This is a genomic window from Mesorhizobium sp. WSM4814 (assembly GCF_055811595.1).
Genome location: NZ_JBVVQT010000001.1, coordinates 655,014 through 675,009 on the forward strand (window position 1 = coordinate 655,014; position 19,996 = coordinate 675,009).

General features: G+C 63.9%; 17 protein-coding genes. 9 read left to right on the top strand and 8 right to left on the bottom strand.

All coding sequences use genetic code 11. From position 1 onward, the window contains the following. Positions 1–44 precede the first annotated feature (44 nt). From AC0L2V_RS03100 to glcF, 4 genes are all read left to right on the top strand, one after another. Positions 45–1,388, top strand: coding sequence for a DUF3422 family protein (locus tag AC0L2V_RS03100; protein ID WP_473519375.1), 1,344 nt, complete (start codon positions 45–47; stop codon positions 1,386–1,388). A gap of 157 nt (positions 1,389–1,545) precedes the next feature. Further along, a complete protein-coding gene (locus AC0L2V_RS03105; RefSeq protein WP_473519376.1) occupies positions 1,546–3,042 on the top strand; it encodes an FAD-linked oxidase C-terminal domain-containing protein in 1,497 nt (498 codons plus the stop codon). Positions 3,043–3,282: 240 nt separating this feature from the next. Further along, complete coding sequence (glcE, locus tag AC0L2V_RS03110; protein WP_473519377.1) at positions 3,283–4,488, top strand: glycolate oxidase subunit GlcE; 1,206 nt, start codon at positions 3,283–3,285, stop codon at positions 4,486–4,488. A gap of 10 nt (positions 4,489–4,498) precedes the next feature. Continuing rightward, the gene (gene glcF / locus AC0L2V_RS03115; RefSeq protein ID WP_473519378.1) at positions 4,499–5,830 is read left to right on the top strand and encodes a glycolate oxidase subunit GlcF; all 1,332 of its coding nucleotides are present in this window, start codon (positions 4,499–4,501) and stop codon (positions 5,828–5,830) included. Between the two features lie 18 nt (positions 5,831–5,848). Here glcF and AC0L2V_RS03120 read toward each other — a convergent pair whose 3' ends face one another. Both AC0L2V_RS03120 and AC0L2V_RS03125 read right to left on the bottom strand, forming a co-directional pair. Beyond that, positions 5,849–6,769 (bottom strand): bifunctional 5,10-methylenetetrahydrofolate dehydrogenase/5,10-methenyltetrahydrofolate cyclohydrolase, encoded by a 921-nt coding sequence (locus tag AC0L2V_RS03120; RefSeq protein ID WP_473519379.1) that lies wholly within the window; start codon positions 6,767–6,769, stop codon positions 5,849–5,851. 266 nt (positions 6,770–7,035) lie between these two features. Further along, on the bottom strand, positions 7,036–7,779 hold the full coding sequence (locus tag AC0L2V_RS03125; RefSeq protein WP_473519380.1) for a L,D-transpeptidase: 744 nt from the start codon (positions 7,777–7,779) through the stop codon (positions 7,036–7,038). A gap of 214 nt (positions 7,780–7,993) precedes the next feature. Between AC0L2V_RS03125 and AC0L2V_RS03130 the strand changes: the two genes are divergently transcribed. Continuing rightward, complete coding sequence (locus tag AC0L2V_RS03130; protein ID WP_473519381.1) at positions 7,994–8,629, top strand: DNA-3-methyladenine glycosylase I; 636 nt, start codon at positions 7,994–7,996, stop codon at positions 8,627–8,629. Positions 8,630–8,681: 52 nt separating this feature from the next. On the opposite strand, the gene AC0L2V_RS03135 is transcribed toward AC0L2V_RS03130, so the two are convergent. Continuing rightward, positions 8,682–8,933, bottom strand: coding sequence for a hypothetical protein (locus tag AC0L2V_RS03135; RefSeq protein ID WP_473513815.1), 252 nt, complete (start codon positions 8,931–8,933; stop codon positions 8,682–8,684). Positions 8,934–9,136: 203 nt separating this feature from the next. On the opposite strand from AC0L2V_RS03135, the gene hisS reads away from it, so the two are divergent. From hisS to AC0L2V_RS03155, 4 genes are all read left to right on the top strand, one after another. Next, positions 9,137–10,636: a histidine--tRNA ligase gene (hisS, locus tag AC0L2V_RS03140; RefSeq protein WP_473513813.1), complete on the top strand. Its 1,500-nt coding sequence runs from the start codon at positions 9,137–9,139 to the stop codon at positions 10,634–10,636. Between the two features lie 171 nt (positions 10,637–10,807). After that, on the top strand, positions 10,808–11,929 hold the full coding sequence (locus AC0L2V_RS03145) for an ATP phosphoribosyltransferase regulatory subunit (RefSeq protein ID WP_473519382.1): 1,122 nt from the start codon (positions 10,808–10,810) through the stop codon (positions 11,927–11,929). Next, positions 11,926–12,627 carry an ATP phosphoribosyltransferase gene (gene hisG, locus AC0L2V_RS03150; RefSeq protein WP_473513809.1) on the top strand — a complete coding sequence of 234 codons (702 nt, stop codon included), beginning with the start codon at positions 11,926–11,928 and terminating at the stop codon, positions 12,625–12,627. The genes AC0L2V_RS03145 and hisG overlap by 4 nt, the downstream gene beginning before the upstream one ends. A gap of 193 nt (positions 12,628–12,820) precedes the next feature. Continuing rightward, positions 12,821–14,593 (top strand): AMP-binding protein, encoded by a 1,773-nt coding sequence (locus AC0L2V_RS03155; protein ID WP_473519383.1) that lies wholly within the window; start codon positions 12,821–12,823, stop codon positions 14,591–14,593. Positions 14,594–14,653: 60 nt separating this feature from the next. Here the strand turns inward: AC0L2V_RS03155 and AC0L2V_RS03160 are convergent, their stop codons facing one another. From AC0L2V_RS03160 to AC0L2V_RS03180, 5 genes are all read right to left on the bottom strand, one after another. Continuing rightward, a complete protein-coding gene (locus tag AC0L2V_RS03160; RefSeq protein WP_473513805.1) occupies positions 14,654–15,178 on the bottom strand; it encodes a hypothetical protein in 525 nt (174 codons plus the stop codon). 387 nt (positions 15,179–15,565) lie between these two features. Further along, positions 15,566–16,987, bottom strand: coding sequence for a TRAP transporter large permease (locus tag AC0L2V_RS03165; protein ID WP_473513803.1), 1,422 nt, complete (start codon positions 16,985–16,987; stop codon positions 15,566–15,568). Next, entirely contained in the window at positions 16,984–17,631 is a 648-nt protein-coding gene (locus AC0L2V_RS03170; RefSeq protein ID WP_027152428.1) for a TRAP transporter small permease subunit, read from the bottom strand. Before AC0L2V_RS03170 ends, AC0L2V_RS03165 begins: the two co-directional genes overlap by 4 nt. A gap of 70 nt (positions 17,632–17,701) precedes the next feature. Next, positions 17,702–18,832, bottom strand: coding sequence for a TRAP transporter substrate-binding protein (locus AC0L2V_RS03175; RefSeq protein WP_091597465.1), 1,131 nt, complete (start codon positions 18,830–18,832; stop codon positions 17,702–17,704). A gap of 243 nt (positions 18,833–19,075) precedes the next feature. Beyond that, positions 19,076–19,984, bottom strand: coding sequence for a hydrogen peroxide-inducible genes activator (locus AC0L2V_RS03180; RefSeq protein WP_128186375.1), 909 nt, complete (start codon positions 19,982–19,984; stop codon positions 19,076–19,078). Positions 19,985–19,996 lie beyond the last annotated feature (12 nt).

Here is a 19,996-nt window from a genome sequence, read left to right on the forward strand (position 1 = left end):
TGGCTCTAGAGGGACGCGAGTGCACCAGGCCCGGGGGACCAGCCGTGGCAGATGACCCGTCCAATCCAAAATTCCAGCCGCGCGTCGAGGGCAGCGTCATGGGCTTTCCCGCGCATGAAGGACGGCCTGGCGCGCTCGGCGAGGTTCACGCCCGTCCGCATCCGCTGGTCGAGAAGCCGCGCGTGCTGGTGCAGCTTTCGTTCATGACCGAAGCCGGCTCCGGCGTCGATCAGGCAGTGCTTTCCGAACTGTCGCGGCGCCTCGGCATCGCCGCGCCGGACCCTCATGCCCGCCACCACGCGATGAAGTGGGGCAAGGGCTCGCTGCGCTGGGAGCGGCATACCGAATTCTCCACCTATCTGTGGGAAGGTCCGCTCTCCGAGAGCGGCCAGCGCCAGGAAGGTTCGCCTTTCGGCAACGGCTTTTCGCCGCCGGGAACGGTGATTTCCGGCATCAGGCTCGAAATCCGCAAATGGACGCAGGCGAGCGAAAGGCTGATCGCCGGCTTCGACCCGACCAGCCTGTGCTATTCGCTGGTCGAGCGCGGCAACGCCGCCATCGTCACCGATTTCCGCCAGGACGGTGACGGCATGACCCGCATGCTGGTGCTCGACCGCGGCCTGACGCCGGCACGCACCGGCGCGCTGGCGCAGCGGCTGATCGATATCGAAACCTACCGCACGCTGGCCATGCTTGGCCTGCCGCTGGCGCTGATGCTGTCCGGTCGCGCCCGCCGCATCGAAGACCGGCTGGCGCAGACCACATTGGAAATGAAGGTCGCCGAAACCCGCGACAACCAGACGCTGCTTGCCGACCTGACCGAGCTTGCCGCCGAACTGGAGGCCGATGCAGCCTCCAGCCTCTATCGCTTCGGCGCCAGCCGCGCCTATGACGGCATCGTCCGCGAACGGCTGGAGGCGCTGGAGGAAGAGGCGGTGCCCGGCTACGACACCTGGGGCGGCTTCCTGCAGCGCCGCGTCGCCCCAGCCATGCGCACCTGCCGTTCGGTCGAAGAGCGTCAGGCCAATCTGTCGACCAAGCTCACCCGCGCCACCACGCTGCTGCGCACCTGGGTCGACGTCGAGGTCGAGAAGCAGAACCGCGACCTGCTGGCGTCGATGAACAACCGCGCCCGCCTGCAATTGCGGCTCCAGCAGACGGTGGAGGGTCTCTCGGTCGCCGCCGTCTCCTACTACGTCGTCGGGCTCATCGGCTACCTCGCCAAGGGCGCCTCGATCTTCGGCCACGCCGTCGCGCCCGAGGTCGTCACCGCCACCTCGGTGCCGCTCGCCATCCTGCTGGTCTGGTGGGGCGTGCGCCGAGTGCGCCGCCTGCACTCCGAACCCGCCAAGCCGGCAGGCGAGCAGGCAGGCAATCTCCCACCTTGAGGGGGAGATGTCGCCGAAGGCGACAGAGGGGGGAGAAAGTCAGCGCTTCCCTCTCGCCGACCCGCGCAAGATCGTCCCGATTTCGGCCAAAGCAGGATTTGCAACAAGCGCCTGCCGCTGGTAAAAGATTTTTACCAGTCGATCGAAGGAGACTGTGATGTCCGGCCTGCTGATGCCGAAGTCAGACGACGCGACGATGCGCCGGCGCGACGAGATCGTCGCCGATATGCGCATCATCGTGCCCGGCGAGGGCGTCGTCGACGCTGCCAATTCGATGCGCGCCTTCGAGAGCGACGGCCTCACCGCCTATCGGCAATTGCCGCTGGTCGTGGTGCTGCCCGAAACGGTGGCGCAGGTCTCGCGCGTGCTGAAATATTGCAACGACCGCAACATCCGCGTCGTGCCGCGCGGTTCCGGCACCTCGCTGTCAGGCGGCGCGCTGCCGCTGGAAGACGCCGTGCTCTTGGTGATGAGCCGCTTCAACCGCATCCTCGAGATCGATTTTCCCAACCGCACCGTCGTCGCCCAGCCGGGCGTCACCAATCTCGGCATCACCACCGCCGTCGAGCAGGAGGGCTTTTATTACGCCCCCGATCCATCCTCCCAGATCGCCTGCTCGATCGGCGGCAATGTCGCGGAGAATTCCGGTGGCGTGCATTGCCTCAAATACGGCCTTACCGCCAACAATGTGCTCGGCATCGAGATGGTGCTGATGAACGGCGAGGTGGTGCGGCTCGGTGGCAAGCATCTCGACGCGGAGGGCTACGACCTGCTCGGGGTGATGACCGGTTCCGAAGGGCTGCTCGGCGTCGTCACCGAGGTCACCGTGCGCATCCTGAAGAAGCCGGAGACGGCTCGCGCGCTGCTGATCGGCTTCCCGACCAGCGAGCAGGGCGGCCAATGCGTCGCCGACATCATCGGCGCCGGTATCATCCCGGGCGGCATGGAGATGATGGACCGCCCCGCGATCCATGCTGCCGAGGATTTCGTCCATGCCGGCTATCCCCTGGATGTCGAGGCGCTGCTGATCGTCGAACTGGACGGGCCGGGCGTCGAGGTCGATCATTTGATCGGCCTGGTTGAGGCAATCGCCTATAGGAACGGCTCGACCACATGCCGCATCTCGCAATCGGAGCAGGAGCGGCTGAGTTTCTGGGCCGGCCGCAAGGCGGCCTTTCCGGCGGTCGGCCGCATCTCGCCGGACTATTACTGCATGGACGGCACCATCCCGCGCAAGGAACTGCCGCGCGTCCTGCACGGCATGCGTCAACTTTCCGAAAAATACGGGCTCGGCGTCGCTAACGTCTTCCATGCCGGCGACGGCAATCTGCATCCGCTGATCCTCTATGACGCCAACGTGCCGGGCGAGCTCGACAAGGCGGAAAGTTTCGGCGCCGACATCCTGCGGCTTTGCGTCAAGGTCGGCGGCGTGCTGACCGGCGAGCACGGCGTCGGCGTCGAGAAGCGCGACCTGATGCCGGAAATGTTCAACCAGATCGACCTCGACCAGCAGATGCGGGTCAAATGCGCATTCGACCCCAACCATCTGCTCAACCCGGGCAAGGTGTTTCCGCAGCTTCGCCGCTGCGCTGAACTCGGACGCATGCACGTGCATCGCGGCCAGACGGCGTTTCCGGATATTCCGAGGTTTTGAGGTGATGGGGGCTTGCTTCACTAACGCCGCGATCCTTCGCGCCCCCCTCTGTCCTGCCGGACATCTCCCCCACGAGGGGGGAGATTGGCCGTCATTTTCGGTTTCGCCAATCGCCAACGTTGCAGGAAGAGTGCCGTCCGCGAAGCTGCCAATCTCCCCCCTTGTGGGGGAGATGTCCGGCAGGACAGAGGGGGGCGCGACAGAACTCGACCTATCTATCTTCGAGATGGTTCTGCAGCGATGACCACCTTCACCGCCGCCACCACCGCCGAAACTCTCGCCACTGTCGCCTGGGCGGCGGCGGAAGAAACGCCGCTCGAAATTCTTGGTCACGGCTCCAAGCGCGGCATCGGCCGTCCGCTGCAGACCGAGCACACGCTCGACCTGTCGAAACTGTCAGGCGTGACACTCTACGAGCCGGCTGAACTGGTGCTGTCGGCGAAATCAGGCACACCGCTCGCCGAGATCGAAAAATTACTTGCCGAAAACGGCCAGCAGCTGGCTTTCGAGCCACCGGATTATGGCCCGCTGCTCGGCGGCGAAAAGCGAAAAGGCACGATCGGCGGCGTACTGGCCGCGAACCTTTGCGGTCCGCGCCGGCTGAAGGCCGGGGCGGCGCGCGACCATATTCTTGGCATAGCAGCGGTTTCCGGGCGTGGCGAGGCGTTCAAATCGGGCGGCCGCGTGGTCAAGAACGTCACCGGCTATGACCTGTCCAAGCTCATGGCCAACAGCTGGGGCACGCTTGCCGTTCTTACCGACGTCACCTTCAAGGTGCTGCCCGCTGCCGAGACCGAAGTCACGCTGGCTGTGCGCGGCCTACTCGACGATCATGCCGCGGCCGCTATGGCGCTGGCGCTCGGCTCCAGCGCCGAAGTGTCGAGTGCTGCCCATCTTCCCGAACGCGTTGCCGCACGGGTCGCCGGCGGCGGTCTCGGCAGCACCGCCGCGACATTGCTGCGCGTCGAGGGGTTCGGCCCGTCGGTCGCCTACCGCATCGCAGCACTGAAAGATCTGCTCGGAAATGCCGGCCCGCTCGAGGAAATCTCGGGCGAGACTTCGCATTCGGTCTGGCGCGATATCCGCGATTGTGCGCCGTTTGCCGACGGCCTGGAAAAGCCGGTGTGGCGCGTGTCGATGGCGCCGGCGCAAGGCCACCAGATGGTGCTGGCGCTGCGCATGCAGGCGGCCGTCGATGCCTTTTATGACTGGCAGGGCGGACTGATCTGGCTGCGCATGGAGCATGGCGATCCCGAAGCCGATCTTCTGCGCGCACTGGTGAGACAGTATGGCGGCGGCCATGCGACGCTGGTGCGTGCCGCCCCTTCGCATCGCGCCGCTGTGCCGGTGTTCGAGCCGCAGGCGCCGCACCTGGCAGCATTGTCGGCGCGGCTCAAAGCCGAATTCGATCCGAAGGCGATCCTCAACCCCGGCCGCATGGCTTAGGAGGTACGAGATGCAGACCAATTTCTCAGCTGCCCAGCTTGCCGATCCGCATGTCGCGGAATCGGAAAAGATCCTGCGCAAATGCGTGCATTGCGGCTTCTGCACTGCCACCTGCCCGACCTATGTGACGCTTGGCAACGAACTGGATTCGCCGCGCGGGCGGATCTACCTGATCAAAGACATGCTGGAGAACGGCCGACCGGCCGACAAGCAGATCGTCACCCATATCGACCGTTGCCTGTCCTGCCTCGCCTGCATGACAACCTGCCCGTCGGGCGTCAACTACATGCATCTGGTCGACCACGCCCGCGTCCATATCGAGGAAACCTACAAGCGGCCGCTGCCCGATCGGCTGACGCGCGCCATGCTGGCCTTGGTCCTGCCTTATCCCTCGCGGTTTCGCGCTGCGCTCAAGCTGGCAAAGCTCGGCCAGCCATTCGCCGGATTGCTGGAAAAGCTCCCGGCGCTGAAGCCGCTGGGGGCGATGCTCAAGCTCGCCCCGGCGTCGGTTCCTGCGGCCTCGCCAATGGCTTCGCCGGGCATTCATGCCGGGCAGGGCACGAGCAAAAATGGCCGCGTCGCCATCCTTACCGGCTGCGCGCAATCCGTGCTCGATCCCGCCATCAACGACACGACGATCGCGCTGCTGACGCGGCTCGGCGTCGAGGTCGTGGTTCCCGAGGGCGAGGGCTGCTGCGGCGCGCTGGTGCATCACATGGGCCGCGAGGCGGCAGCCCTTGCCTCGGCCAGGCGCAATGTCGACGCCTGGACGCGCGCCATCGACCAAGTCGGGCTGGACGCCATCGTCATCACTGCGTCGGGCTGTGGCACCACCATCAAGGATTATGGTTTCATGCTGCGCCTCGATCCCGCCTATGCCGAAAAGGCGGCGCGGGTGTCGGCGCTGGCCAGGGACATCACCGAATATCTGGTGGAACTCGAGCTGCCCGAGCCGGTGCGCCAGCCTGGCACCATCGTCGCCTATCACTCCGCCTGCTCGATGCAGCATGGCCAGAAAATCACCCGCCAGCCGAAGGAGCTTCTGGCCAAGGCCGGCTTCGTCGTGCGCGAGCCGCGCGAGGGGCATTTGTGCTGTGGCTCGGCCGGCACTTACAACATTTTGCAATCGGAGATCTCGGCTCAACTGCGTGACCGCAAGGTGAGAAATATCGAGGCGACCGGTGCTGAAATCGTCGCCACCGGCAACATCGGCTGCATCACCCAGATTGCGTCCGCCGCGAAACTGCCGGTGGTGCACACGATAAAGCTGCTCGACTGGGCCTATGGCGGGCCGCAGCCGGAGGGCGTTCCGGACAGCAGGGCAGCCGTTGCAGCGGAGTGATCCACCGGCGCTGCCGGCTTATTCCGCTGCGAGCTTGTCCACCACGCCATAGGTCGCATGGTAGCGCGCGCGCTGGCGGCTGAGCGCCACCATCGTGTTGCGCAAAAGAATCGCCACGGTGATCGGGCCGACGCCGCCCGGCACCGGCGTGATCCAGGACGCCACATGCTTGACGCTCTCGGCGTCGACGTCGCCGACGATGCGGCTCTCCCCGTCCGGTCCGATCTCGGCATTGATGCCGATGTCGATGACGGCCGCGCCGGGCTTGACCATGTCGGCCTTGATCAGCCGCGGCTTGCCGACGGCGACGAACAGCGCGTCGGCACGCCGCGCATGCGCTGCCACCGAGCGCGTCATGTGATGGCACACCGTCACCGTGGCGCCCTCGCTCATCAGCAGGAAGGCGATCGGCTTGCCGACGATCTCGGAGTGGCCGACGATGACGACCTCGAGCCCCTTGAGATCGAGACCGGTCTCCTTGAGCAGTTCGACCGAGGCTGCCGCCGTGCACGGCGCGAGGTCGAGCTGGTTGTAGACGATGTTGCCGATCGAGGCTGGGTGCATGCCCTCGACGTCCTTGAGCGGATGCACCGCCGCCTGAAGTGTCTTGATCGGGATATGCACCGGCACCGGCCGCTGGATGATGATACCGGTGACGCGCGGATCGGCATTCAGGCCATGGATCGCTGCTTCGAGTTCGCCGGCGGTGATGTCGGCGGGAAATCGCCTTTCCTCGAAGCCGATACCGGCCAATGCCGCCTTGGCGCGCTGGTTGCGCACATAGACGTCGACTGCAGCCGTGTCGCCGACGGTGATCGATATCAGTTTGGGCGCAAAACCTTCGGCGGTGGCGATCGCCGCATCCTCACGCACCGAGGCGATGATGCGTTGGGCGACCGGGCCGCCCCGGAGATAGCGGCTGTCATCGGACAGGGACATTGAGCTTAAGCCTTTGTCTGGAAGCGTTGCAGCCGACATAGCAAAATACCGAGGAGAATGGCAGCGAGAATGCGAACCGCCATGCCGCGGGCGCGACGTACCACCCGATCCTGCCAAACTATCCTATGGCGTCCCGCAAACAGAAAGGGCAGCGCGGTTTGCCGCGCTGCCCTTTCGTGACCGACCGTATCCCCACACGGCCCGTCCCCCGTATTCCGATGATCCCGAGACTTCTGGACAGACTCGGCGACAAAATCAACCGCAGATTACATCACCACAACCGTCGTGCCAACATCGACCCGCTCATAGAGGTCGACGACGTCCTCGTTGCGCATGCGAATGCAGCCCGACGAAACGGCGCCGCCGATTGTCCAGGGCTGGTTGGTGCCATGGATGCGGTAGAGCGTCGAGCCGAGATAGAGCGCGCGCGCGCCGAGCGGGTTCTCGACGCCGCCGGCGACATAGGTCGGCAGATAACGGCCTTTGGCGGCCTCACGCGAAATCATCACCGCCGGCGGCCGCCATTCGGGCCAGACCTTCTTCTGCGAGATTTTGTGCTTGCCGGCCCATTCGAAGCCCGGCTTGCCGGTGCCGACGCCATAGCGCCGCGCCTTACCGTTGTTCTCGACCAGATAGAGGAAATTCTCCCGCGTATCGATGACGATCGTGCCCGGCTTCTCCGGGCCGTCATAGGCGACTTCCTGCGGCAGGTAGATCGGGTTGATCTGCGGGCGCGCGATAATGCGCTTCTTTGACGGCGCCTGCACCGCCGCCGTGTGCAGCTGAGCCGGTTGCGCCTGCCGTTGAGAACGGCGCTGCGGCTTTTGCATCTCTTGCCGGTTCTGGCGGACGATGCCCGGCGCGCGCCCAAGCTGCAGCACCCAGGGCGCGGAAAGGTCGGGGCTCACCATCACCGGCGGCCTGTCGGCATAGCGGTCATTGGCGCTGGAGTGCGTAGCGGCGGCCAGTACGGCAGCGGCGCCGAGCAGCGGGAACAAAAATATCTTCATCGGAACGCACCCTGATCGTCGAACACGCCGGGGCGAGAAAAGCGTCCCCGATGTCGCGAACATTGGGCGCGGAGCAGCAACCGAAACATGAATCGGAATGCGTAAAATGCTGCATTGTCAGTAAAGCTTTCGGTGTGGTTACCGGCCGGTTCAGGAATCTGGTAAAGCCGCGGTAAAGGCAGCGCTGAGGCGCATTAACCAATGGAATTGTGCGATGGATGAGAAGACAGGCCTGCTGGCTGGACCCGATGGTATCGCGCGCTGCTTCTGGCACGGCAATCTGCCGGACTATTTGCACTACCACGATCACGAATGGGGCCGGCCGGTCGACGACGACCTCAGGCTGTTCGAAAAGATCTGCCTCGAAGGCTTTCAGTCGGGCCTGTCCTGGCTGACCATATTGCGCAAGCGCGAGAATTTTCGCGAGGCGTTCGCCGGCTTCGATATTGACAGGATCGCCGCCTTCACCGAACAGGATGTCGAGCGCCTGCTCGGCAATGCCGGCATCATTCGCCACCGCGGCAAGATCGTCTCGACCATCAACAACGCCAGGCGCGCGCGTGAATTGGCCGACGAGGCCGGCTCGCTGGCGGCCTGGTTTTGGAAATTCGAACCCGGCCCGGACGAACGGCCCGAAATCGTCGATCTCGCCCATCTGCGCGCCAACCCGACCACGGTAGTCTCGGTGCGGATTTCGAAGGAGCTGAAGAAGCGCGGCTGGAGCTTTGTCGGCCCGACCACCGTCTACGCCTTCATGCAGGCCATGGGGCTGGTCAACGACCATCTCGAAGGCTGTGTCTGCCGCGAGCAGGTCGAGGCGGAGCGCAAGGCGTTCAAAAGGCCGACGTAGCGTCGTTCTTGCCTTCTCCCACAAGGGGAGAAGGCAAGGGGCGCTCAACAACTCAAGCGCCGGCGCCCGCCAGAAAGAGCCCGGCAACGATAGCCGCTATCGTGGCAAACGCCGGATAGATCACGAGCAGGCTGGTCAGCAGCGCATCGCGCATGGTCGGTCCCGTACGCTTGTCTGCGGCAACCTCGAACGGTCCCGCCATTTGGGCTGCAGGTCCCGGTGCATGATGATCGGCCGGCCTCAGCTGGGCGGGCAGCTCGCGGGTGCGGCTGTTGATGATGTCGAATTTCCGCGCCAAGGTCATGGCCCGAACCCCTTGTTTCGGCGCGCTTTATCGGCTGCGATTGTGTCGGCACGATGCCGCGCTTATGGCGGAATTGTTTCAGCTTCTCGCCTTCTCCCGCACGGGGAGAAGGCAGGGAGCAAACCCTTGCCGCGCCAAGCCCCATCGGTTAGGACACGCCCACTCGAAACAAGTCAGCTTTACCTAGCGAAAAGACCCATGCCATGGCCGACAAATCGGAAAAGATGAAAGCGCGGCTGCCGCGCGGGCTTGTCGACCGCGGCGCCGAGGATATCCGTGCCGTCGAGAAGATGATGGCGACGATCCGCTCGGTCTATGAGCTGTACGGCTTCGAGCCGGTCGACCAGCCGCTGATCGAATACACCGATGCGCTGGGCAAATTCCTGCCCGATCAGGATCGGCCGAACGAGGGTGTGTTCTCCTTCCAGGACGACGACGACCAGTGGCTGTCGCTGCGCTACGATTTGACCGCGCCGATGGCCCGTTTTGTCGCTGAAAACTTTGAGCGCCTGCCGAAACCCTATCGCAGCTACCGCTCCGGCTGGGTGTTCCGCAACGAAAAGCCCGGCCCTGGCCGCTTCCGCCAGTTCATGCAGTTCGACGCCGACACGGTCGGCACGCCAGGTGTCGCGGCCGACGCCGAAATGGCGATGATGATGGCCGATGTGATGGAAGCGCTCGGCATCAATCGCGGCGACTACGTCATTAGGGTCAACAATCGCAAGGTGCTCGACGGCGTGCTGGAAGCGATCGGCCTTGGCGGCGATGAGAACGCTGGGCGCCGGCTGTCCGTGCTGCGGGCAATCGATAAGCTGGACAAGCTTGGTATCGAGGGTGTTCGTCTGCTGTTGGGCGCAGGGCGCAAGGACGAGAGCGGAGATTTCACCAAGGGCGCAGGGCTGGACAATGTTCAAGCTGAAGCAGTTCTTTACGCTACAGCGAAGATTGAGCGAGGTGATTTAGGGCACCCGGATTCCGCAGTGAGAGCCAGCCAGTTCTTCAACGAAGGCGTTGCCGAACTGTCAACCATTGAAGACTTGGTAAGGGCAGCTGGATATGGCGAAGACCGCATAGTTATGGATCGTTCCGTCGTGCGCGGCCTCGAATATTACACCGGTCCGGTCTACGAGGCCGAGCTCCTGGCGGAAATCCCCAATGAGGACGGCCTGATCGTGCGCTTCGGTTCGATCGGCGGCGGTGGCCGTTATGACGGGCTGGTGTCGCGCTTTCGTGGCGAGCCGGTGCCGGCGACCGGTTTTTCCATCGGCGTCTCCAGGCTGATGACGGCGCTGAAGAACCTCGGCAAGCTCGATACATCAGACGTGATCGCGCCGGTCGTCGTGCTCACCATGGACAAGGACACGGACAGTCTCGGCCGCTACCAGAAAATGGTGGCCGAGCTGCGCGCCGCCGGCATCCGCTCGGAAATGTATCTCGGCGGCGCCGGCATGAAGGCGCAGCTCAAATATGCCGACCGCCGCGGCAGCCCGGTCGCCATCATCCAGGGCGGCGACGAGCGGGCGAAAGGCGAGGTGCAGATCAAGGACTTGATCGAGGGCGCCCGGATGTCGGCGGAGATTGTGGACAACGCCGAATGGCGCTCCGCGCGCCCGGCGCAGGTGACGGTGGCGGAAAGCGATCTGGTTGGCGAGGTAAGGAAGATACTTGCGGCGCAGGCGGAGGAGCGGGCGCGTGGCAAGTAGAGCGCCGCTCCCTTCTCCCCTTGTGGGAGAAGGTGGCCGAGCGAAGCTCGGTCGGATGAGGGGTGTTCCAGGGAGCGCCGTCGCCTCATTTCTTCCAGCACCCCTCATCCGTCTCGGCGCTGCGCGCCAATCCACCTTCTCCCACAAGGGGAGAAGGCAAGGTGGTGCTGCATGACCTCCCGCTACCCCGCCATCGCATCAGACATCACAAAACTCTTAGCTGCGCGCAACACGCATGCGGTCGAGGTGGCGGTGCTGCAGCCGGCCGACCCGTTCCTCGACATGGCCGGCGAGGATTTGCGCCGGCGTATTTTCCTCACCGAAAGCGAGACCGGACAGACGCTTTGCCTGCGGCCGGAGTTCACCATCCCGGTCTGCCTCGACCACATTGCCAGCCAAGCCGGAACGCCGCGCCGCTATTCCTATCTCGGCGAGGTGTTTCGCCAGCGCCGCGAGGGCGGAAACGAGTTTTTCCAGGCCGGTATCGAGGATCTCGGCGACGGCGACATCGCACGGGCCGATGCCCGATCGCTGGCCGATGCGCATGCGCTGCTTTCGCTGGTGCTGCCGGGCCAGGAACCAACGATCACGCTCGGCGACCAGACTGTTTTCGAGGCGGTGCTCGCCGCACTCGGCCTGCCGCGCGGCTGGCGCATGCGGCTGGCCCGCGCCTTCGGTTCGGCGGCGATGCTGGAGGCAGCGCTGGCCGACCTCGCCAATCCGCCGCGCAACGGCCAGCTCGCCGGCGCGGTCGCAGCCCTTGTCCTCGACGGCAATCTGGAAGCGCTTTCCTCGCACATCGCCGGCGGCATGGAACAGGCGGGTCTGTCGGCGTCGGCCGGACGGTCGCCGACCGAGATTGCGCGGCGCTTGATCGAAAAGGCCGAGCTGCGCAGCGTCAGGCTGTCGAACGAGGCATTTTCGGCGCTTAAGGATTTTCTGGCGATCGATGTGACGCTCGACGGCGCGGCAAAAGCGCTCGAAACCTTCGCAGCCGGCGCCGGCGTTTCGCTGGGCGCGGCGCTGGAGAATTTTTCAGCGCGCGCCAAGGCGATCGAAGCGCTTGGCCTGTCCACGGCAAAAATCCGCTACGACGCCGCCTTTGGCCGTCCGCTCGATTACTACACGGGCTTGGTCTTCGAGATCGCGGCGGAAAACGGTGACCGGCCGCTGGCCGGCGGCGGCCGTTACGACCGCTTGCTGACGTTGCTCGGCGCGAAAACGCCGATCCCCGGCGTCGGCTTTTCCGTCTGGCTCGATCGCATCGAAGCGTTGCGGGAGAACGCGCAATGATCACCCTGGCGATTCCATCGAAGGGCCGGCTCAAGCAGCAGGCGCTGGAGGTGCTGGCCGGGGCCGGGCTTGCCGTCAGCCTGCCCGGCGACGAGCGCAAATACCGCGCCCGCATCGAAGGCGTGGAAGCGGTCGAGGTGGCGTTCCTGTCGGCGTCAGAAATCGCAGGCGAAATCGGCCAGGGCTCGGTCGACCTCGGCATCACCGGCGAGGATCTGTTGCGCGAAAGCCTCGCCGACTGGGAGGCGCGCGCGGAGATCGTCGCCCGCCTCGGTTTCGGCAATGCCGATGTCGTGGTGGCGGTGCCCGAGATCTGGCTCGACGTCGATACGATGGCCGACCTCGACGATGTCGCCGCCGATTTCCGCCAGCGCCACGGCAGGCGGCTCAGGATAGCCACAAAATACTGGCGGCTGACGCAGCAGTTTTTTTCGCAAAAGCACGGCATCCAGGTCTATCGCATTGTCGAGAGCCTCGGCGCCACCGAAGGCGCGCCGGCGGCGGGATTGGCCGATGTCGTCGTCGACATCACCACGTCAGGCTCGACGCTGCGCGCCAACCATCTGAAGGTTTTGGCGGACGGCGTCATCCTGCGCTCGCAGGCCTGCCTCGTCGCATCGCGGAAGCCGCGTGCGGCGGCCGACGAGGCTGTCATGCGCGACATCGCGGCGAAGATGGGTGCCTTCCCTCCCCCTTGAGGGGAGGGTGGACAGCCGCCGAAGGCGGATGGACGGGTGGGGTCGTTGCGGCAGTGCTCGACGCGAGACACCCGCCTCGCTTCGCGAGGCACCCTGCCCTCAAGGGGGAGGGGATTGCGCTCCAAAACCATCAACGGGATTTCCACCACCCCGGCAGGCTGATAGACTCGGGTCGCCTGCGGAGGAGACGGCAATGCCGATCAATCTCGACGAGTTGAAGAATGCCACCAGCCTGCGCGGTCGCCGCCCGGGCAATGGGGCCACGTTTGTCGCGCCGGTCGACGGCAGGGCGCATGTATCGGGCGAGCGCATCGTGCCGCTGCTGCAGCAAACGATCCCGGCGCTGCTTTCGGACACCGTCAGCAAATACGGCACGCTCGATGCCGCCGTCTTCGTCGACCAGGACAAGCGCTTCACCTGGAGCGAACTTTCAGACACGGTGGACGCGCTGGCCGCAGGCTTCCTGGCTCTCGGCCTGGCAAAAGGCGACCGCGTCGGCATCTGGTCGCCGAACCGCTGGGAGTGGCTGGTGACGCAATTCGCCACCGCCCGCATCGGCCTGATCCTGGTCAACATCAACCCGGCTTATCGGCTGGCCGAACTCGACTATGCGCTGAACAAGGTCGCTTGCCGAGCGCTGGTCACGGCCGTCAAATTCAAGAGCTCCGACTATCTCGGCATGATCGAGACGCTGGCGCCGGAGATCGCGACGGCGACACCGGGCGAGCTCGAGGCGAAAAAATTGCCGGCGCTAAAAATCGTCATCCGCATGGGCGAGGAGCATTCGCCCGGCATGCTCAATTTCACCGACGTGCTGGCGATGGGCGGGCGCGACGAGCATGATAGCCTCGACCGGATCTCCGAGGGGCTGAAGCCCGGCGATGCCATCAACATCCAGTTCACCTCAGGCACGACAGGCGCGCCCAAGGGCGCGACGCTGACCCACAACAACATCGTCAACAACGGCAATTTCGTCACCTCGGCGATCAGGCTCACCGTCGACGACCGGCTGTGCATCCCGGTGCCGCTCTATCACTGCTTCGGCATGTCTATGGGCACGATCGGCTGCGTCACCAAGGGCGCGACGATGGTTTCCCCGGGCGAGGGGTTTGATGCCGGCGCCACGCTGAGAGCGGTGGCGGGCGAGCGCTGCACCGGCCTCTATGGCGTGCCGACCATGTTCGTCGGCCTGCTCGACCATCCGGATTTCGACACCTTCGATCTCACCAGCCTGCGCACCGGCATCATGGCCGGCTCGCCATGCCCGATCGAGGTGATGAAGAAGGTGGTGTCGCTGATGCACATGGCGGAGGTGACAATCGCCTATGGCATGACCGAGACCAGCCCGGTGTCGTTCCAGAGCAGCGTCGACGACCCGCTGGAAAAGCGCGTCTCGACCGTCGGCCGCGTCCACCCCCATGTCGAGGTCAAGGCGATCGATGCCGATGGCGCGACCATTGCGGTCGGCGCGCCGGGCGAACTCTGCACGCGCGGCTATTCGGTGATGAAGGGCTATTGGGACGACGAGGAAAAAACCCGCGAGGCGATCGATCCCGACGGCTGGATGCACACCGGCGACCTCGCCACCATCGACGCCGAGGGTTATTGCAACATCGTCGGCCGGGTCAAGGATATGGTCATCCGCGGCGGCGAGAACGTCTATCCGCGCGAGGTCGAGGAATTTCTCTACCGCCACCCCAAGGTCAGGGAAGTGCAGGTGTTCGGGATCCCCGATCCGAAATTTGGCGAGGAGCTTTGTGCCTGGATCGTGCTCAAGCCGGGCCAGACCGCCACCGACCAGGAGATCAAGGCCTTCTGCGCCGGCCAGATCGCCCATTACAAGATCCCGCGCCACATCCGCTTCCGCACCGAATTGCCGATGACCGTGACCGGCAAACCGCAGAAGTTTCTCATGCGCGAGGCGATGGTTGACGAACTCGGCCTGGTGACGCCGAAGACGGCTTGAAGCGGGGTGTGAGCACTCTTTCCGCTTCAATCCGACTGTGCCAGCTCGGTGCTGGCAATGCTAAACCGCCGGTCCTTCGAGCCCGCCTCTCTCGTGCGACTTCCACAGGTACCAGCCGAGGACGGTACCGAAGAAGAATGTGTGGGCAATGAACTGCACGACCGGGCTTGCTTGCAGGAACCAGGGGAATGCGATCGGCGCGATCACATAGAAATTGACGAGCCACAAGGAGAGGCCATAGACGCTCCCGAGACCGATGAAGGCTGCTCGCCCTCGCAGCATTGCGGCAATCTCCCCGAACACGATCCCATAGGCGATGGCCAGGATCAAATGTACGACCACGCCGGCGATGCTGGCCGTCAAGAGCGGGTAGCCGGGATCGAGGGCTTCCGGTCCAAGCGCGATGGCGCCGATCATGCGCAGGGGCATGAAGAACGCTTCCGCCCCCATCATGAACGCACTCGCCGCCATTTCGAACGCCGCAAAGACGATGCCTGCGACAATGCCCGCGACGGCCCCCTGCTGGAGTCCCCATCGGATGTCGCGTGGCGTCACCGGCGTATGGATATAATCACGGTAAGCCATAACACTGCTCCCTGTTCTGGACGCAGATTCCTCCATAAAATCAATGCTGGGAACGCGTCTGCGGTTCCGGGCGTCCGGTACAATTCACGAGGATTTGATTGAATTGATGTTTCTCAGGCCGAGCTGACGGTTCGGCTCTTTGCCCGCATCGACGCTGCAGCCATGCAGCTTTCCACGACCGCCCCAAGCCGGCTGTTACCTCGCGCGAGACCTCAACTGGCTCCATAGATCGTAGCCCGCAAGGAGGACGCCGATGCCGACCGCAACGCCCAGATCGGGATGTGGGACGAAACGGACTACGACGCCGAAAAACGCCAGAAAAGCTACAAACGCCAGGACGGCCAGGAAGCGGCTCAAATTCATCTGTTGTCCTCCATTCGCCCGTCCTTAGCCCCCGTAGATCATGTTGGGCAGCCCGTACACGATCTGCGGGAAGACGTAGATGATGACCATGCACAGGATAACGATCAGCATATAGGGCATCATTCCGCGGAAAATATCCGAAAGCTGAACATGCGGCGGCGAAATGCCCTTGAGGTAGTAGGCCGACATCGCCATGGGCGGCGACAAAAAGGCCGTCTGAAGGTTGACTGCGACGAGCACGCCGAAAAACAGCGGATCGATCTCGAAATGCGCCAATAGCGGCAGGAAGATCGGAACGAAGATCACGATAATCTCCGTCCATTCCAGCGGCCAGCCCAGGATGAAGATGATGATCTGGGCGACGATCAGAAACATCAGCGGCGACATGTCGAGGCCGGTGACGAAATCGCTGATCAGTTGCTGGCCTCCCAGATAGGCAAAGACTGAGGCGAAGGTCGCGGAGCCGACGAACAGCCAGCACACCATCGCGGTCGTGCGCGCCGTCAAATAGACGGACTCCTTCAGGCGTTGCCACGTCAGCGCCCGGTAGGCGGCGGCCAGCACGACGCCGCCGAGCGCGCCGATGGCGGCAGCCTCCGAGGGCGTGGCGAGGCCGAAGAGGATGGCGCCGAGCACCGCGAGGATCAGGGCCGCCAGAGGGACGAAAGAAGTCAGCAGCATCCAGCTGATTTGCAGGACCGAATAGTGCCCTACCTCGTCTCGGGTCGGCTTCGGCGCCAGCTGCGGCTGCAGCACCGCCATCGTCACCACATAAATCAGATAAAGGCCGGCAAGCAGCAGTCCTGGAAGCAGGGCTGCCGCATACATACGAACTACCGACACACCCGCCGTCGCGCCATAGACGATGAGCAGAATCGACGGCGGAATGAGGATGCCGAGGGTTCCGCCCGCGCAGATCACTCCCGAGGCATAGCTGACGTCGTAACGCGCCTTCAGCATGGCGGGAAACGCCAGCAGGCCCATCAGTGTCACGACCGCGCCGACAATGCCTGTGGCCGTAGCGAAAAGGGTGCAGGTGATGAGGGCGGCGACCGCCATGGAGCCAGGAACGTGCCGGGTGGCGATATAGAGGGTGCCGAACAGGCGCTCGATGATGTTGGCCCGCTCGACGATGTAGCCCATGAACAGGAACAGCGGGATGGCGGTCAGCACGTCGTTCGAGATCACTGAATAGGTCTGATTCACGAACAGATCGAAAATGCGGTTGTTGAAGAAGCCGCCGACCCAATGCTCCGCAAGCGTCCAGCCGTCGGCACCATCCTCAACCGCCCGTTCGTAGGCGCGCCACATCCGTCCCGGATTTAAATAAGCGTAGTAGCCAAAGGCGACCCCGAGCGCCATCAAAGTGAACGCAACCGGGAAGCCAAGGAAGATCGCCAGAAGCAGAATGAGCAGCATCGCGACGGCGACCTGAGGATCGCTCATCTGTCTTCTCCGTCGCGGTCGGGTTTATTGTCGGGGTGGAGGAACGGGAGGTCGACTGCTTCCGAACCGTGATGCAGAACATCGAGCGTCTTGGCTTCCATCAGCACCTTCTCGGTTTCTTCCACGTCTTCAGCCGCGCGCGGCCATGTTCCGGTTCGCAGACAGACGACGCAGCGGAATACCTGGGCAATCCCCTGCACGAAGAGCAGGATGCCTGCCGCCACGATGACGGCCTTGAACTGGAAGATCGGAATCCCGGCCGGACTGTTCGAGCTTACCTCGAGATAGCGGAAGCTGCGCGCGGCATACTTCCAGCCGGCCAGAATCAGCGCCGTGACGCCTGGGAAGAAGAAGATGATGTAGAGGACAAGTTCGACCGCCGCTTGCACGCGCGGCCTCCACAGACGGTAGATGAAATCGCCCCGCACATGCCCGTCTCGTGACAAGGTGTAGGCGCCGGCCATCATGAACATGGTGCCGTAGAGCATGTAGCTGAGGTCGAATGCCCACGCGGTTGGCGCGCTGAACAGGTATCGCACGACAACTTCATAGCTCACGCCGAGCGTCATGACGACGACGCTCCAGGCGAACACCTTTCCAAACCATGCCGAAAGTTCATCGGCGAATGCAATGTAGCGGAGCATGTCTCGGGTTCCGTCAGGTGCAATCCGGCGGCCCGCAAGACCGCCGGATTTGCCAAAGCGGAGGCGCGAATTAGAGCTTCAGCTTGCCGGGGAAATGATGTTCGTAGGCCAGTGTCAGGTCGGCTGAATTCATAAGCTCGTAGTAGACGACGCGTTCGACCCATTGGCGCTGGCTGTCGAGCACCCGCTTCATGAACTCATCCGCCTCCAGCGTCGGGATGATCTTGTCCCAAGCCTCGAGTTGTGCGTCGAGAATCTCCTTCGAGGTGCGGTGCACGGTGACACCGTGCTCGGTCTGCAGCTTCTGCAGGTCGGCCGAATAGTTGTCGAGGGCGAGCGCGGTGTTCGCGGTGCTGGCCGCCTCCACGCCATATTCGAGAATGGCCTTCAAATCATCGTCGAGGTCGTCGAACACGTCTTTGTTGAACAGGAATTCGAACGACTCGCTCGCCTGATGGTAGGATGACAAGGTGTAGTGCTTGGCGACGTCCTGCGAACCGAAGCGAAGGTCGGATGACGGATTGTTGAATTCGAAGGCGTCGATAACCCCGCGCTCCATAGCCGGCACGATTTCACCGCCGGGCAGCTGCGCCACGCTGAGGCCAAGGTTCTGCATGAGATCGGCGGCAAGACCGACCGTCCGATACTTGAATCCCTGCAGTTCAGCGGTGGTCGTGACAGGCTTCTTGAACCAGCCGAACGGCTGCGCCGGCATCGGGAAGCCATAGAAGCCGACCACGTTGAGGCCCATGATCTCCTGCGTCAGCTCGCGGTAGAGATCCTTGCCGCCGCCCTGGTGGAACCAGGCGAGCATGGTGGTGGCGCTGCCGCCAAACACAGGGCCAGTTCCGAAAAGCGACGCGGCCTTGTGCTTGCCGTACCAGTAGACGGGGACGGTATGCGCGGCGTCGATGACGCCGTCATTGACGCCATCCAGCACCTGGAACGCGCCCACGACCGCACCCGCGGGCAGGAGCTCGAACTTCAGCCGGCCGCCGGACATCTTTTCGACGCGCTCTATGTATTGCCGCGCGAAATCCATCCAGATGTCCGAAGCAGGCCAGGAGGTCTGCATCTTGATGGTGACCGGCGACTGCGCCAGTACGGCCGGGGCCGAGAGCGTCGTCGCTGCAGCCGCACCGGCGGTGATGGCTGTGGACTTTTCCAGGAACCCGCGACGCGAGATTTTCTTGTCGGACATTTACTCCTCCCATGTTGTAAACGCTTCTGCCACAACCAGAATATGCGAACTCGCCCCTTGCGCAACCAGTTTCGCTGCCGGTGACATCGGGCATCGGGCTTCGGTCTGGCACAAGCGCCAATATGTTTCCGCATTCGACGATTTTTTAGTCGGCGCTTATCCTTGTTCTGGCCTACATAACGAATGTAGGACTGCTGCGCGGCATGCCAAGGCGGTCGGACCCTCTGGCCGACATCCCCACCCTCACGCCGCCAGCACCGCCTCGTCCAGGCCGCGGATGATCTTGGCCAGTTCGACGCATTCGTCATGCCGGACCTTGTTGCGCCGCCAGGCGAGGCAGATCGTGCGCTGCGGCATCGGCTCCTGGAACGGCACGATCTTCAAATCGCGCATGGCGCTGGCCGGCCCTGCCGCCATTTCCGGGATAAGCGTGACGCCGAGCCCGTGCGCCACCATCTGCAGCAGCGTCGTCAGGCTGGTCGCGCCATAGCTCGCCATTGCCACCGGCCGCACGCTGCCGCAGACGGCAAGCGCCTGTTCACGCAGGCAGTGGCCTTCCTCCAGCAGCATCAGCCTTTCCAATGCCGGGCTTTCCGGCGGCACCGGCGGCGAGGCGAATGCGGGATCGCCGGCCGGCACGGCAAGGAAGAACCGGTCGGAGAAAAGCGGCTCGGTGATCAGCCCGGGCTGATCGAGGGGAAGGGCCGCGATGAAGGCGTCGAGCTTTCCCAGCGCGGTGTCCTCGACCAGCGAGGCGGTCACCGCTTCACGCAATTCGAGCTGCAAGGCCGGGAAATGCCGTTTTAGTTCCGGCAGCACATGCGGCAGCAGATAGGGCGCCACCGTCGGGATGATGCCGAGCCGGAAGCGCCCTTCCATGGCGGGGCGGCCGCGCCGGGCCGTGGTCTCGATCTCGCGGATGTCGGCAAGAATGCGCTCGATACGTGGCAGCATGGCCAGTGCCTCGTCGGTCATCCGCACCGATTTGCCGCCGCGCTCGAACAGCCGGCAATTCAGCCGCAACTCCATTTCTGCAATCTGCGACGACAGCGCCGGCTGGCTGACGCCGCCCAGTTTCGCGGCGCGGCCGAAATGCAGCGTCTGTGCCAGTGCCTCGAAATATTGCATCTGCCGGACGGTGAGACCTATCATAAGAAAATCCTA